Origin of the sequence: Thomasclavelia saccharogumia DSM 17460 (assembly GCF_000686665.1) — a bacterium.
Classification (GTDB): Bacteria; Bacillota_I; Bacilli_A; order Erysipelotrichales; family Coprobacillaceae; genus Thomasclavelia; species Thomasclavelia saccharogumia.
Window position 1 is genome coordinate 1 of the sequence record NZ_JMLH01000039.1, and the last position, 12,478, is coordinate 12,478.

24 protein-coding genes and 2 rRNA genes are annotated in these 12,478 nt (G+C 34.6%); all 26 read left to right on the forward strand.

Features of this window, described 5'->3' with window-relative positions:
• A 23S ribosomal RNA gene (locus BR82_RS0109220) occupies positions 1-93 on the forward strand; the annotation flags it as partial.
• Between the two features lie 85 nt (positions 94-178).
• Positions 179-287 (forward strand): 5S ribosomal RNA (rrf, locus tag BR82_RS0109225).
• Between the two features lie 269 nt (positions 288-556).
• Positions 557-865, forward strand: a complete 309-nt coding sequence (rpsJ, locus tag BR82_RS0109230; protein WP_027089957.1) for a 30S ribosomal protein S10 — start codon at positions 557-559, stop codon at positions 863-865.
• 21 nt (positions 866-886) lie between these two features.
• The gene (rplC, locus tag BR82_RS0109235) at positions 887-1,615 is read left to right on the forward strand and encodes a 50S ribosomal protein L3 (protein WP_024722594.1); all 729 of its coding nucleotides are present in this window, start codon (positions 887-889) and stop codon (positions 1,613-1,615) included.
• Positions 1,616-1,636: 21 nt separating this feature from the next.
• On the forward strand, positions 1,637-2,260 hold the full coding sequence (gene rplD / locus BR82_RS0109240; RefSeq protein ID WP_027089958.1) for a 50S ribosomal protein L4: 624 nt from the start codon (positions 1,637-1,639) through the stop codon (positions 2,258-2,260).
• Entirely contained in the window at positions 2,260-2,550 is a 291-nt protein-coding gene (rplW, locus tag BR82_RS0109245; RefSeq protein ID WP_027089959.1) for a 50S ribosomal protein L23, read from the forward strand. The genes rplD and rplW overlap by 1 nt, the downstream gene beginning before the upstream one ends.
• A 53-nt stretch (positions 2,551-2,603) precedes the next feature.
• A complete protein-coding gene (gene rplB / locus BR82_RS0109250) occupies positions 2,604-3,437 on the forward strand; it encodes a 50S ribosomal protein L2 (protein WP_027089960.1) in 834 nt (277 codons plus the stop codon).
• Positions 3,438-3,455: 18 nt separating this feature from the next.
• Entirely contained in the window at positions 3,456-3,734 is a 279-nt protein-coding gene (gene rpsS, locus BR82_RS0109255; RefSeq protein ID WP_024722590.1) for a 30S ribosomal protein S19, read from the forward strand.
• A gap of 19 nt (positions 3,735-3,753) precedes the next feature.
• Positions 3,754-4,086 (forward strand): 50S ribosomal protein L22, encoded by a 333-nt coding sequence (rplV, locus tag BR82_RS0109260; RefSeq protein ID WP_024722589.1) that lies wholly within the window; start codon positions 3,754-3,756, stop codon positions 4,084-4,086.
• Positions 4,087-4,097: 11 nt separating this feature from the next.
• A complete protein-coding gene (gene rpsC / locus BR82_RS0109265; protein ID WP_027089961.1) occupies positions 4,098-4,751 on the forward strand; it encodes a 30S ribosomal protein S3 in 654 nt (217 codons plus the stop codon).
• Positions 4,752-4,753: 2 nt separating this feature from the next.
• Positions 4,754-5,164: a 50S ribosomal protein L16 gene (gene rplP, locus BR82_RS0109270; protein ID WP_024722587.1), complete on the forward strand. Its 411-nt coding sequence runs from the start codon at positions 4,754-4,756 to the stop codon at positions 5,162-5,164.
• A gap of 2 nt (positions 5,165-5,166) precedes the next feature.
• Entirely contained in the window at positions 5,167-5,361 is a 195-nt protein-coding gene (rpmC, locus tag BR82_RS0109275) for a 50S ribosomal protein L29 (RefSeq protein ID WP_024722586.1), read from the forward strand.
• Between the two features lie 11 nt (positions 5,362-5,372).
• Positions 5,373-5,633, forward strand: coding sequence for a 30S ribosomal protein S17 (rpsQ, locus tag BR82_RS0109280; RefSeq protein WP_024722585.1), 261 nt, complete (start codon positions 5,373-5,375; stop codon positions 5,631-5,633).
• Positions 5,634-5,665: 32 nt separating this feature from the next.
• A complete protein-coding gene (gene rplN / locus BR82_RS0109285) occupies positions 5,666-6,034 on the forward strand; it encodes a 50S ribosomal protein L14 (RefSeq protein ID WP_024722584.1) in 369 nt (122 codons plus the stop codon).
• A gap of 13 nt (positions 6,035-6,047) precedes the next feature.
• Positions 6,048-6,383: a 50S ribosomal protein L24 gene (gene rplX / locus BR82_RS0109290; protein ID WP_024722583.1), complete on the forward strand. Its 336-nt coding sequence runs from the start codon at positions 6,048-6,050 to the stop codon at positions 6,381-6,383.
• A gap of 11 nt (positions 6,384-6,394) precedes the next feature.
• Complete coding sequence (gene rplE / locus BR82_RS0109295; RefSeq protein WP_024722582.1) at positions 6,395-6,934, forward strand: 50S ribosomal protein L5; 540 nt, start codon at positions 6,395-6,397, stop codon at positions 6,932-6,934.
• 20 nt (positions 6,935-6,954) lie between these two features.
• Positions 6,955-7,140: a type Z 30S ribosomal protein S14 gene (locus BR82_RS0109300; RefSeq protein ID WP_003536834.1), complete on the forward strand. Its 186-nt coding sequence runs from the start codon at positions 6,955-6,957 to the stop codon at positions 7,138-7,140.
• Between the two features lie 33 nt (positions 7,141-7,173).
• Entirely contained in the window at positions 7,174-7,569 is a 396-nt protein-coding gene (gene rpsH, locus BR82_RS0109305; protein ID WP_027089962.1) for a 30S ribosomal protein S8, read from the forward strand.
• Between the two features lie 30 nt (positions 7,570-7,599).
• A complete protein-coding gene (gene rplF, locus BR82_RS0109310) occupies positions 7,600-8,145 on the forward strand; it encodes a 50S ribosomal protein L6 (RefSeq protein ID WP_027089963.1) in 546 nt (181 codons plus the stop codon).
• Between the two features lie 21 nt (positions 8,146-8,166).
• On the forward strand, positions 8,167-8,523 hold the full coding sequence (rplR, locus tag BR82_RS0109315; RefSeq protein ID WP_024722579.1) for a 50S ribosomal protein L18: 357 nt from the start codon (positions 8,167-8,169) through the stop codon (positions 8,521-8,523).
• Positions 8,524-8,535: 12 nt separating this feature from the next.
• Entirely contained in the window at positions 8,536-9,099 is a 564-nt protein-coding gene (gene rpsE / locus BR82_RS0109320; RefSeq protein WP_024722578.1) for a 30S ribosomal protein S5, read from the forward strand.
• A gap of 12 nt (positions 9,100-9,111) precedes the next feature.
• Positions 9,112-9,294: a 50S ribosomal protein L30 gene (gene rpmD / locus BR82_RS0109325; protein ID WP_004610089.1), complete on the forward strand. Its 183-nt coding sequence runs from the start codon at positions 9,112-9,114 to the stop codon at positions 9,292-9,294.
• A 13-nt stretch (positions 9,295-9,307) separates the two neighbouring features.
• Positions 9,308-9,748, forward strand: a complete 441-nt coding sequence (gene rplO / locus BR82_RS0109330; RefSeq protein ID WP_027089964.1) for a 50S ribosomal protein L15 — start codon at positions 9,308-9,310, stop codon at positions 9,746-9,748.
• A gap of 1 nt (position 9,749) precedes the next feature.
• On the forward strand, positions 9,750-11,051 hold the full coding sequence (secY, locus tag BR82_RS0109335) for a preprotein translocase subunit SecY (RefSeq protein WP_027089965.1): 1,302 nt from the start codon (positions 9,750-9,752) through the stop codon (positions 11,049-11,051).
• 24 nt (positions 11,052-11,075) lie between these two features.
• On the forward strand, positions 11,076-11,723 hold the full coding sequence (locus BR82_RS0109340; protein ID WP_027089966.1) for an adenylate kinase: 648 nt from the start codon (positions 11,076-11,078) through the stop codon (positions 11,721-11,723).
• Positions 11,723-12,469, forward strand: coding sequence for a type I methionyl aminopeptidase (gene map, locus BR82_RS0109345; protein WP_027089967.1), 747 nt, complete (start codon positions 11,723-11,725; stop codon positions 12,467-12,469). The genes BR82_RS0109340 and map overlap by 1 nt, the downstream gene beginning before the upstream one ends.
• The last annotated feature ends 9 nt before the right edge of the window (positions 12,470-12,478 follow it).

Below are 12,478 nucleotides of genomic sequence, written 5' to 3' on the forward strand. Positions count from 1 at the left end.
GACCCCTTAAAGACGATAAGGTAGATAGGTCAGGAGTGTAAGCATGGTGACATGTTAAGCGGACTGATACTAATAGGTCGAGGACTTAACCTAAAGAGAAGGTTGGAGACGAGCAAATGGAAGGAACTATTATCCGGTTTTGAGTGATTCTCGAAAGGAATTGCTTAAAGAGAAGAGATCTGGTAGCGATAGCATGATGGACACACCTGTACCCATACCGAACACAGAAGTTAAGCATCATAACGGCGAAGATAGTACTGCGGTGCGAAAATAGCAAGCTGCCGGTTCTTTTTTTTGTTTTGGATACCTCTTTGGTGTCCCTTTTTTGTATGCATGATATTTAGTTTTTGGTGTATCAAGCAGGTTGTGTAAAAAACAGAAATAAATATAAAAAAATCCTTGCAATGAGTCTTTTTTTTTGCTAAAATATCAGCGTTGACGTTGTGTAGATGTGCGAGGTTGCTGAAACACCGAAGAGCGTTGTCATGAAACGGCATGTTTCAGGGAATTCGTATTGAGCAAGTCAAATCCTATGAAGTTGAAAGGAGAAAAAATCATGGCAAGTAATAAAATTAGAATAAGATTAAAATCGTTTGATCACAAAATTCTAGATAATTCAGCAGAAAAAATTATTGGTGCTGCTAAGAAATCTGGAGCGCAAGTAGTAGGACCTGTTCCTCTACCAACAGAAAAAGAAATCTATACTATTTTAAGAGCTGTTCACAAATATAAAGATTCTCGTGAACAATTCGAAATTAGAACTCACAAACGTTTAATCGATATTGTTAATCCTACACAAGAAACAGTTGATATTCTTACAAGATTAGAATTACCAAGTGGTGTAGACATTGAAATTAAATTATAAGAAAGGTAAATGGTGTAACTCATGAAAGGAATCTTAGGTCGTAAGATTGGAATGACTCAAGTCTTCACAACTGATGGTTTATTAATCCCTGTAACTGTAGTAGAAGCTACTGAAAACGTAGTATTACAAAAGAAAACAGTTGCAACTGATGGATATGATGCTATTCAAGTTGGATTTGAAGATAAGAGAGAAAAATTAGCTAATAAAGCTGAATTAGGTATTGTAAAGAAAGCTAACACAGCTCCTAAGCGCTTCATCAGAGAATTTCGTTATGACGAAATGATGAGTTATGAAGTTGGAGATAAAATTACAGTTGATAGCTTCGTAGCTGGTGAAGTTGTGGATGTAACTGGAACTTCTAAAGGTAAAGGTTATCAAGGTGTTATTAAAAGACATGGACAACATATCGGTCCAAAAGGACATGGTTCAGGAGCTCATAGAATTGTTGGTTCAATGGGGCCAATTGCTCCAAACAGAATTGCTCCAGGTAAAAAATTGCCAGGGCAAATGGGACATGTAACAAGAACAGTTCAAAATTTAGAAATTGTGGCTGTTGATGTAGAAAATAACTTATTATTAATCAAAGGTTCAGTACCAGGACCTAAAAAAGGATTAGTAATTGTAAAATCTGGAATTAAAGCAGCTGGTAAGGTAAATGAAGCTTATGAATTAGTAGATTTCACACCAGCAGTAGAAGAAACTAAAGAAGCAGATGCAGCAACTGAAACAGCAGTTGAAGCAGCTGAATAATTTAGGGAAGGAGGATTCGATATGCTTACAGTTAAAGTATATAATCAAGAAGGTTCTGAAGTAAAAGACTTAGAATTAAATGAAGCAGTATTTGGAATTGAGCCAAACAAACAAGCATTATTTGATATGGTCTTATTACAAAGAGCATCATTAAGACAAGGTACTCATAAAGTGAAAAACCGTACTGAAGTTCGTGGTGGTGGTAAAAAACCATGGCGCCAAAAAGGTACTGGTAGAGCTAGACAAGGATCAATCCGTGCACCACAATGGCGTGGCGGAGGAGTTGTATTTGGTCCAACACCTAGAAGTTATAAATTTAAATTAAATCGTAAAGTTAGAAGATTAGCTCTTAAGTCAGCATTATCTACTAAGGTTAACGATAACGAATTCATGGCTTTAGAAGCTATTAAATTCGATGCTCCGAAAACTAAAGAAATGGTAAAAGTATTAGCTAATTTAGAAGCACCAGCTAAGACATTAATAGTTGTAGATGAAATTTGTCCAAATGTTGCTAGAAGTGCTAATAATATTCCAGGAGTTAAATTATTAGATGCTAAACATGTAAATGTTTATGATATATTAAACAGCGATAAGTTAATCATGACTGAAGCTGCTATTAAATCTGTTGAGGAGGTACTAGGATAATGGCACACATTACAGATGTATTAAAAAAACCTGTATTTACTGAAAAATCAATGACTCTTCAAGCAGAAGAAAACAAATACACATTTGATGTAGATGTTAATGCTAATAAAATTGAAATTAGACAAGCTGTAGAAGCAATGTTTGATGTAAAAGTCGAAAGTGTTAATGTAATTAATGTTAAACCTAAATCAAAAAGAGTAGGTAAATACGAAGGTAAAACTAACCGTAGAAGAAAAGCTATTGTTAAATTAGCTGAAGGTAGTGAAATTAGTTATTTCGGTGAGGAATAATCGATAAAATATTGGAATACATAAATTCCAGATAAATTAGGAGGAAACTAAAGATGGCAATCAAAACTTATAAGCCAGTGACTAATGGTCGTCGTAATATGACTTCATTAACTTTTGAAGAAATTACAACAAATAAACCTGAAAAATCTTTAGTTGCAAAAGTGAGCAAAAACGGTGGTCGTAATAACCAAGGTGTTATTACAACTCGTCATCATGGTGGAGGACATAAACGTAAATATCGTATTATTGATTTCAAACGTAATAAAGATGATATCGTTGGAACTGTAGCAACTATTGAATATGATCCAAATAGATCAGCAAACATCGCATTGATTAACTATGCAGATGGTGAAAAAAGATATATCTTAGCTCCAAAAGGATTAGAAGTTGGAAACAAAATCATATCTGGTGAAAATGCCGATATTAAAGTAGGAAATGCTTTACCAATGGGAAATATGCCTGAAGGTACTGTAATCCACAATATTGAAATGCAACCTGGTAAAGGTGGACAAATCGCACGTTCTGCTGGTGTGTCTGCGCAAATCTTAGGTAAAGAAGAAAAATATGTAATTGTCAGATTAGCATCTGGTGAAGTACGTAAATTATTAGGTGTATGTAGAGCAACTGTTGGAGTTGTTGGTAATGAAGACCATGGATTAGTTAACTATGGTAAAGCTGGGCGTATGAGATGGAAAGGTGTAAAACCTACTGTGCGTGGTTCTGTAATGAACCCTAATGATCACCCTCATGGTGGTGGTGAAGGTAGAACTTCTATCGGACGTAAGGCTCCAATGACACCTTGGGGTAAAAAAGCTATGGGTGTTAAAACTAGAAAAAATAAGAAAGCGTCTACTAAATTAATTGTACGTCGCAGAAATTCTAAATAATAAGAGGAGGAAGAAATAATGGCACGTAGTTTAAAAAAGGGACCATTTGTTGATGAACACTTAATGAAAAAAGTTGAAGCATTAAATGCGTCAGGTAAAAAAGAAGTTATCAAGACTTGGTCTAGACGTTCAACAATCTTCCCTCAATTTATTGAGCACACATTTGCAGTGTATAATGGAAGAGAACATATCCCAGTATATGTAACTGAAGATATGGTCGGACATAAATTAGGAGAATTCGCTCCAACAAGAACTTATCACGGTCATAGTGCTGATGATAAAAAAGCTGGAAAATAAAGAGAGGAGAATTTAAAACATGGAAGCAAGAGCTCAAGCTAAAATGATTCGTGTTTCACCTCAAAAAGCAAGATTAGTTGTTGACTTAGTGAGAGGTAAGCAAGTTAAAGAAGCACTTGGTATGTTAGAATATGTTAATAAAAGTGCAACTCCTGCAATCATTAAAGTTGTAAAATCTGCTGCACAAAATGCTGTTTATAATAACGGTGCTGAGGCAGAAAAGTTATATATTAAAGAAATCTATGTAGATGAAGGTCCTACATTAAAAAGATTCGCTGCTAGAGCAAAAGGTAGCGGAACAAGAATTTTAAAAAGAACTAGCCACATTACTTGTGTGGTAGAAGAAAGATAGGAGGTCACATTATGGGTCAAAAAGTAAGTCCAATTGGTTTGCGAGTTGGAATTAACCGTAATTGGGATTCTAGATGGTATGCTAACGATCAAGATTTTGCAGGTCTATTACATGAAGACATCAAAATTCGTGAATACTTATTAAAGAAACTTAAAGCGGCTTCAGTTGCTCGTGTTGAAATTGAAAGATCAAAAAACCGTGTTACTATCTTTGTTCATACATCTCGTCCAGGTGTTGTAATTGGTAAAGATGGTGAAGCTGTTGATGCGTTAAGAAAAGAAGTTAGTAAAATGGTTAAAGATAAACAAGTGTTTATCAATATAGTGGAAATTAAAAATCCAGATGTTGTTGCTCAATTAGTAGCTAATAACATTGCGGAACAATTAGAAAATCGTGCATCTTTTAGAACAGTTCAAAAACGTGCTATTCAAAGAGCAATGAGAGCTGGAGCTAAAGGAATTAAAACTAGTGTTTCAGGACGTTTAGGAGGAGCTGATATGGCTCGTGCTGAAGGCTATTCTGAAGGAAATGTCCCTCTTCATACTTTAAGAGCTGATATTGATTATGCTACTGCAGAAGCAGATACTACTTATGGTAAATTAGGAGTTAAAGTTTGGATTTGTAAGGGAGAAATCCTTCCTGAAAAGAAGAAAGGGGATAAATAATCATGTTGATGCCTAAAAGAACAAAATACAGAAGACCTCATCGTGTTAAATATGAAGGTAAAGCTAAAGGCGGAACGCAAGTATCATTTGGTGAATTTGGTTTACAAGCAACAGAAGGAGCTTGGATCACTTCTCGCCAAATCGAAGCTGCCCGTGTTGCTATCAACCGTCGTTTAAACCGTGGTGGTAAAGTATGGATTAGAATTTTCCCTCACTTAGCTAAAACTAAAAAACCATTAGAAGTTCGTATGGGATCTGGGAAAGGTTCTCCAGAAGAATGGGTAGCAGTTGTTAAAACTGGTCGTGTTCTTTTTGAAGTAGCAGGTGTTGATGAAGAACTTGCTAGAGAAGCTCTTAGACTTGCATCTCATAAATTACCTATTAAATGTAAAATCATTGGAAAGGGTGAATAGTCATGACAGTTCAAGAAATTAGAGAATTAGATAATGCTGCTTTATTAGAAAAAGTAGAAGAATACAAAAAAGAGCTATTTGGACTTCGTTTCCAACAAGCTACTGGACAATTAGAAAACACAGCACGTATTAGAACGGTTCGTAAATCTATCGCTAGAATTAAAACAATTATTAGAGAAAGAGAATTGAACCAATAGGAGGAGATACAATGGAAAGAAACAATCGTAAAGTTTACACTGGTACAGTTGTATCTACTAAAATGGATAAAACTATTACAGTGCTAGTAGAAACACACGTAAAACATAAATTATATGGTAAACGTATGAAATCTTCAACTAAGTTTCATGCTCATGATGAAGAAAACGTTGCAAATGTTGGTGATACAGTAAAAATCATGTCAACAAGACCATTATCTGCAACAAAACGTTTCCGTTTGGTAGAAATCGTTAAAAAAGCAGAAACTGTTTAATATATTAAAACTCTAAAAGGAGGTAACCAAGAATGATCCAAAACGAAAGTAGACTTAAAGTCGCTGATAACACTGGAGCTAAAGAAGTATTAGTAATCCGTAATTTAGGTGGATCTAATCGTAAATTTAGTAACATCGGTGATGTTGTTGTGGCTACAGTTAAACAAGCAGCACCAGGTGGTTCTGTAAAAAAAGGTGAAGTAGTAAAAGCGGTTATCGTAAGAACTAGATATGGAGTCGGAAGAGAAAATGGTTCATATATCAAATTCGATGACAACGCTTGTGTAATTATAAAGGAAGATAAGTCTCCAAAAGGGACTCGTATCTTCGGACCAGTTGCAAGAGAGTTAAGAGATGCAGATTTTATGAAAATCGTATCATTAGCTCCAGAAGTATTATAGGAGGAACTTAAACATGAAAATCCGTGTAGGTGATACTGTAGAAGTTATCGCAGGTAAAGATAAAGGAAAACAAGGTGAAGTGTTACAAGTTCTTGCAAAACAAGACAAAGTAATCGTTGAAGGTGTTAATATGGTAACTAAACATATCAAACCTTCACAAGCAGATCCTGAAGGTGGAATTGTAACAAGAGAAGCGCCTATTCATGTTTCTAATGTTGCATTCTATGATTCAAAAGCTAAGGCTCCTGTTAAACTTGGATATAAATTTGTTGAAAAAGATGGTAAACAAGTAAAAGTTCGAGTTAACAGAAAAACTGGAGCTGAAGTTGATAAAAAGAAAAAGAAGTAGGAGGATAAAGAATGAGCCGTTTAATGGAACGTTATCAAAACGAAGTGGTTAAATCTTTAATGGAAAAATTCAATTATTCTTCAAAAATGCAAGCTCCTAAGATTGAAAAAATTGTTTTAAATATTGGTGTCGGTGATGCAGTATCTAATTCAAAATTATTAGATGAAGCTGTTAATGAATTAACATTGATTAGTGGGCAAAAACCTGTTATCACTAGAGCTAAAAAATCAATCGCTGGATTCAAATTACGTGAAGGAGCACCGATTGGATGTAAAGTGACTTTACGTGGTGAAAGAATGTATGAATTTTTAGATAAATTAGTTAATATCTCTTTACCTCGAGTTAGAGATTTCAGAGGTGTTTCAAACAATTCATTTGATGGAAGAGGAAACTATACTTTAGGTATTAAAGAACAATTAATTTTCCCTGAAATCAATTTCGATAAAGTAAATAAATTAAGAGGAATGGATATCGTATTCGTAACTACAGCTAAGACTGATGAAGAAGGTCATGAATTATTAGCTCAATTAGGAATGCCATTCAAAAAATAAGAAGGAGGACTCACAAAAATATGGCAAAAACATCAATGAAAGTGAAACAACAACGTCCTCAAAAATACAAAGTGCGTGAATACACACGTTGTGAACGTTGTGGAAGACCACATTCAGTAATTAGAAAATTCAAACTTTGTAGAATTTGCTTCCGCGAATTAGCTTACAAAGGTGAAATTCCAGGTGTTAAAAAAGCAAGCTGGTAATAATTTTATCCAGATGGAAGGAGGATTTAGCAAATGGTTATGACAGATCCAATTGCAGATATGTTAACAAGAATCCGTAATGCAAACAGACAACGCCATGAAACAGTAATGGTGCCTGCTTCAAAATTAAAAGTAGATATTGCTGAAATTTTGAAAAACGAAGGATTCATTAAAGGATATAAAGTTGAGGGCGAAGGTCCAATTAAAAATATCGTTATTACTTTAAAATATAGAGGTAATGATCGAGTAATCACTGATTTAAAGAGAATCTCTAAACCAGGATTACGTGTGTATGCTAAAGTAAATGAAATTCCTAAAGTATTAAATGGATTAGGAATTGTAATTTTATCAACTTCTCAAGGTGTAATAACTGACAAAGAAGCTCGTGCTAAACAAGTCGGTGGAGAAGTTCTTGCATATATTTGGTAATAAAAAATATAATTCAGGAGGTGTAAACTGATGTCTCGTGTCGGTAATAAAATTATTAATGTACCTGAAGGAGTTACAGTAGAAATCGCTGGAGATAATACAGTAACTGTTACAGGTCCAAAAGGGACTTTAGTAAGACAATTTTCACCAGTAATTTCAATTAGTAAAGAAGATAATGTAATTACTGTTGCTAGAAGTAGCGAACAAAAAACTCATAAACAACTACATGGTACAACAAGAGCATTACTTGCAAACATGATTGAAGGGGTACACGTTGGATTCAAAAAAGAACTAGAAATCGTCGGAATCGGATATCGTGGACAAATGAAAGGGAATACTTTAGTGTTAAATATTGGTTATTCTCATCCAGTAGAAGTTGAAGGTGAAGAAGGAGTTAAAATTGAAACTCCATCAAATACTAAGATCGTTGTATCTGGTATCTCAAAAGAACGTGTTGGACAAGTTGCTGCTCAAATTAGAGAAGTAAGAAAACCTGAACCATATAAAGGTAAAGGAATTAAATATGTTGATGAAAGAATCATCAGAAAAGAAGGAAAAACTGCTGGTAAGAAGTAGTTTTGAAAGGAGCAAATTAAAATGTCAAAATTACAATCTCGTAATGATGTTCGTTTAAAAAGACATGCTAGAGTTCGTGCTAAAATCAGTGGAACTCCAGAATGCCCAAGATTAAATGTGTTCCGTTCAAATGCTCATATTCATGCGCAAGTTATTGATGATGTCAATGGTGTAACTTTAGCTAGTGCATCAAGTGTTAATATGAAATTAGAAAACGGGTCTAATATTGCTGCAGCAACTGCTGTTGGTAAAGCTGTTGGAGAAGCAGCACTTGCAAAGAATATTAAAAAAGTAGTATTTGATCGTGGTGGATATGTTTATCATGGTCGTGTAAAAGCCCTAGCTGAAGCTGCTAGAGAAGCTGGATTAGAATTCTAGAGGGAGGTCAATATGGAACAACGTAAACCAAGAAACAATGGACCAAGAAACAATGGACCTAAAAAAGGTCAAAGAAACAATGGACCTAGAAGAGAAGAAAAAGAATTTGAAGAACGTGTTGTTACTATTAACCGTGTAACTAAAGTAGTTAAAGGTGGACGTAAATTCCGCTTTGCAGCATTAGTTGTAATTGGTGATAGAAAAGGTAGAGTTGGTTTTGGTACAGGTAAAGCTAACGAAGTACCTGATGCAATCAGAAAAGCTTCTGAAAATGCAAAAAGAAATATTATTAACGTTCCTTCAGTTCATGGAACAATTCCTCATGATGTTACTGGTATTTATGGATCAGGTAAAGTATTTATTAAACCTGCTTCTCAAGGTACTGGAATCATTGCCGGAGGACCAGTTCGTGCCGTTGTAGAATTAGCTGGATATACTGATATATTATCTAAATCATTAGGTTCTAGAACACCTATTAACATGGTTAGAGCTACAATGGAAGGATTAGCATCATTAAAAACAGTTAACCAAGTTGCTGAGTTAAGAGACAAAAAAGTAGAAGAAATTTTTGGATAGGAGGGCGTAAAGATGGCAAAAACAGTTATGATTACGCTTGTAAAAAGTCCAATTGGTCGTTTACCAAAACAACGGGCTACTCTTAAAGCGTTAGGTTTAACAAAATTAAATAAAACTGTAGAAAAAGAAAACAACGAATTTATTCAAGGAATGATCAAAGTTGTTGAACACCTAGTAAAAGTAGAAGAAAAATAGGGAGGTGTAACTGATGAAACTACACGAATTACAATACACAGAAGGTGCACGTAAAGCTAGAAAACGTGTTGGACGTGGTACAAGTTCTGGTACTGGTAAGACTGCTGGTAGAGGGCAAAAAGGTCAAGGTGCTAGATCAGGTGGTGGAAAGAAACCTGGATTTGAAGGGGGACAAACACCATTATTCATGCGTTTACCAAAACGTGGTTTTACAAATTTCAACAGAATAGAATACGCTATTGTTAATTTAGAACAATTAAACTCATTTGAAGCTGGGGCAACTGTTTGTCCTCAAACTTTAAAAGAAGCTGGAATTATTAAAAAAGAATTAGACGGTGTGAAGGTTCTTGGTAATGGTAAATTAGAAAAAGCTATTACAGTTAAGGCACATAAATTTTCTAAATCTGCTGTTGCCGCAATCGAAGCTGCGGGTGGAAAAATTGAGGTGATTTAAGATGTTTACATTTTTGAAAAGCGTTTTCAAAAAAGGTGAACTTCGCCAAAAAATAATTTTCACTCTAGGAATTCTATTTGTTTACCGTTTAGGGGCTGCAATTACTATTCCGAGTGTCAATACTGGAGCGTTAAGTTCTAGTGATGCCACTAATGGGATTTTTGGAATTATGAACTTACTTGGTGGAGGAACATTAGAAAGATTCTCATTGTTCTCACTAGGAGTTTCACCTTATATCACTTCTTCTATCATTATTGAACTTTTATCAATGGATGTAATTCCTGTTTTAAGTCAATGGCGTAAAGAAGGTAACACAGGTAAAAAGAAAAAAGACCGTGTTACAAGATATGTAACTTTATTTTTAGCAGCATTACAAGGAGGCGTGTTAACATACGCTTTTGATAATGGATATAATATTTTATCAGATTCAAGTATTTGGACATACATTTATGTTGTTTTAGTTATGATAGCTGGAAGTATGTTAGCTGTATGGTTAGGAGATCAAATTACTAATAAAGGGATTGGTAATGGTGTTTCATTATTAATTTTCACAGGAATTGTTTCTAATTTACCAACTAGTTTTATAACTACTTTTAATAATCTAGTTGATACAAGTGGTAAAGCTGTTGATATGTGGTTAGGAATTGCCTGGTATGCATTATTTGTGATCGTTTATCTTTCAATTGTAGTCTTTGTTGTTTTCACTGAAGGCGCTGTTAGAAAGATACCAATTATTTATGCAACTAGTTCTAATACAACAATGAGAACTAAAGATCAAACACATATGCCTATTAAGATTAATAGTTCAGGAGTTATTCCTGTCATCTTTGCTTCTTCAGTATTAGCTGCACCAAGAACTATTGTTAGTTTTATGGAAACTAGTAGTGTTACTACTTGGATCAATACAATTTTTAATTATCAAGAACCAGTTGGCTTTATTCTATATATCTTGATGATTATCGGGTTTACATTTTTCTATTCTAATTTACAAATCGATGCTGATAAAATAAGTGATGATTTGAAGAAAAACGGAGGTTCTATTCCTGGGGTTAGAACAGGAACAGATACTAGAAATTACATTAAAAAGGTCTTAAACAGAATTACTGTAGTAGGGTCTTTATCACTATGTATTATTGCTGCTATTCCAATCATCACACCAGTTATATGGTCACAAACTGCTAATGCATCATTATCGCTTGGTGGTACAGGATTAATCATTATTACTGGTGTAGCATTAGAAACTGTAAAACAGATTAAAACACATATTACAAGAAAAGAATATCACGGTTATATTCGTAGATAGTATAAGAAAAGAGGGCGCATATACATGAATATCATTCTGATGGGACCACCTGGAGCTGGTAAGGGTACTCAGGCAGCAAATTTGGTTAAAGAGTATGGACTTACTCATATTTCTACAGGTGACATTTTTAGAAAAGCACTAAAAGAGCAGACAAAATATGGTGTAATTGCTAAATACTTTATGCAGTTTGGTCATTTAGTTCCTGATGATTATACTATCCAAATGGTAAGAGAATATTTACAAGATAATGAATTTCCAAAAGGGTTTATTCTTGATGGATTTCCTCGTACTATTATTCAGGCTCGTGAACTAGAAAGTATTGCTAAGGAATTTGGATTTGAAATCGATGCCGTAATTAATTTAGACATTGAATTAGACCGTTTAGTACCACGACTTTCTGGTAGAAGAACTTGTAAAGAATGTGGAGCAAGTTATCATATTGAATATAATCCACCTAAAGTTGAAGGAATTTGCGATGTTTGTGGTGGAGAGCTGTATCAAAGACCTGATGAAAGCGAAGAAGCTGTAAAAGTTAGACTTGATACTTATGAAAAACAAACTAGACCTTTAATTGATTATTATACAATGAAAGGACAAATCACTAATATTAATGGTGATCAATCTATGGAAGACGTCTTTAAGGATATCAAAGCTAGCCTGGAGGTTAAATAATGATTGTTACTAAAGACTGTAGAGAAATTGAATTGATGAGAGAAGCTGGAAGAATTGTTGCATTAGTACATGAAAAGCTTAAAGAGGTAATTGTACCTGGGATTACAACTAAACAAATTGATGAAATTTGTGAGAGAGTAATTCGTGACAATAATGCAACTCCTTCATTCCTTCATTTATATGGATTTCCAAATAGTGTTTGTACTTCAATAAATGAAGTTGTAGTTCATGGAATTCCAAGTAACCGAAAATTGGAAGAAGGAGATATTATTTCAGTTGATGTAGGGGCTTGTTATAAAGGATATCACGGTGATAGTGCTTGGACTTATGCAGTCGGAAAAATCAGTGATGAGGCTAAACGTTTAATGAAAGTTTGTGAAGCTTCGTTATATGCAGGCTTACAACAAGTTAAACCAGGTAATCGCTTATCAGATATTTCTCATGCTGTACAGGTATATCTTGAAGATCATGGTTGTACTACACCCCTTGATTATACTGGACATGGAATAGGCAGTGAAGTACATGAGGATCCAGCTGTTCCAAATTATGGTAAAGCGGGTCGTGGGCCAAGACTCAAGGCAGGTATGACACTTGCAATTGAACCAATGGCTCACTTAGGAGGCTGTGAGACTGAGGTGTTGGAAGATGGCTGGACAGTTGTAACAAAAGACCGCTCTTTAGCGGCTCATTATGAACATACAATCGTCATTACAGATGATGGTTATGAAATTTTAACTAAACTTTAATTAAAAGGG

Excerpts from the sequence above, each read along its gene's own strand:
- rpsJ (WP_027089957.1), top strand. The coding sequence starts at position 557 with ATGGCAAGTAATAAAATTAGAATAAGATTAAAATCGTTTGATCACAAA.
- rplC (WP_024722594.1), top strand. The coding sequence starts at position 887 with ATGAAAGGAATCTTAGGTCGTAAGATTGGAATGACTCAAGTCTTCACA.
- rplD (WP_027089958.1), top strand. The coding sequence starts at position 1,637 with ATGCTTACAGTTAAAGTATATAATCAAGAAGGTTCTGAAGTAAAAGAC.
- rplW (WP_027089959.1), top strand. The coding sequence starts at position 2,260 with ATGGCACACATTACAGATGTATTAAAAAAACCTGTATTTACTGAAAAA.
- rplB (WP_027089960.1), top strand. The coding sequence starts at position 2,604 with ATGGCAATCAAAACTTATAAGCCAGTGACTAATGGTCGTCGTAATATG.
- rpsS (WP_024722590.1), top strand. The coding sequence starts at position 3,456 with ATGGCACGTAGTTTAAAAAAGGGACCATTTGTTGATGAACACTTAATG.
- rplV (WP_024722589.1), top strand. The coding sequence starts at position 3,754 with ATGGAAGCAAGAGCTCAAGCTAAAATGATTCGTGTTTCACCTCAAAAA.
- rpsC (WP_027089961.1), top strand. The coding sequence starts at position 4,098 with ATGGGTCAAAAAGTAAGTCCAATTGGTTTGCGAGTTGGAATTAACCGT.
- rplP (WP_024722587.1), top strand. The coding sequence starts at position 4,754 with ATGTTGATGCCTAAAAGAACAAAATACAGAAGACCTCATCGTGTTAAA.
- rpmC (WP_024722586.1), top strand. The coding sequence starts at position 5,167 with ATGACAGTTCAAGAAATTAGAGAATTAGATAATGCTGCTTTATTAGAA.
- rpsQ (WP_024722585.1), top strand. The coding sequence starts at position 5,373 with ATGGAAAGAAACAATCGTAAAGTTTACACTGGTACAGTTGTATCTACT.
- rplN (WP_024722584.1), top strand. The coding sequence starts at position 5,666 with ATGATCCAAAACGAAAGTAGACTTAAAGTCGCTGATAACACTGGAGCT.
- rplX (WP_024722583.1), top strand. The coding sequence starts at position 6,048 with ATGAAAATCCGTGTAGGTGATACTGTAGAAGTTATCGCAGGTAAAGAT.
- rplE (WP_024722582.1), top strand. The coding sequence starts at position 6,395 with ATGAGCCGTTTAATGGAACGTTATCAAAACGAAGTGGTTAAATCTTTA.
- BR82_RS0109300 (WP_003536834.1), top strand. The coding sequence starts at position 6,955 with ATGGCAAAAACATCAATGAAAGTGAAACAACAACGTCCTCAAAAATAC.
- rpsH (WP_027089962.1), top strand. The coding sequence starts at position 7,174 with ATGGTTATGACAGATCCAATTGCAGATATGTTAACAAGAATCCGTAAT.
- rplF (WP_027089963.1), top strand. The coding sequence starts at position 7,600 with ATGTCTCGTGTCGGTAATAAAATTATTAATGTACCTGAAGGAGTTACA.
- rplR (WP_024722579.1), top strand. The coding sequence starts at position 8,167 with ATGTCAAAATTACAATCTCGTAATGATGTTCGTTTAAAAAGACATGCT.
- rpsE (WP_024722578.1), top strand. The coding sequence starts at position 8,536 with ATGGAACAACGTAAACCAAGAAACAATGGACCAAGAAACAATGGACCT.
- rpmD (WP_004610089.1), top strand. The coding sequence starts at position 9,112 with ATGGCAAAAACAGTTATGATTACGCTTGTAAAAAGTCCAATTGGTCGT.
- rplO (WP_027089964.1), top strand. The coding sequence starts at position 9,308 with ATGAAACTACACGAATTACAATACACAGAAGGTGCACGTAAAGCTAGA.
- secY (WP_027089965.1), top strand. The coding sequence starts at position 9,750 with ATGTTTACATTTTTGAAAAGCGTTTTCAAAAAAGGTGAACTTCGCCAA.
- BR82_RS0109340 (WP_027089966.1), top strand. The coding sequence starts at position 11,076 with ATGAATATCATTCTGATGGGACCACCTGGAGCTGGTAAGGGTACTCAG.
- map (WP_027089967.1), top strand. The coding sequence starts at position 11,723 with ATGATTGTTACTAAAGACTGTAGAGAAATTGAATTGATGAGAGAAGCT.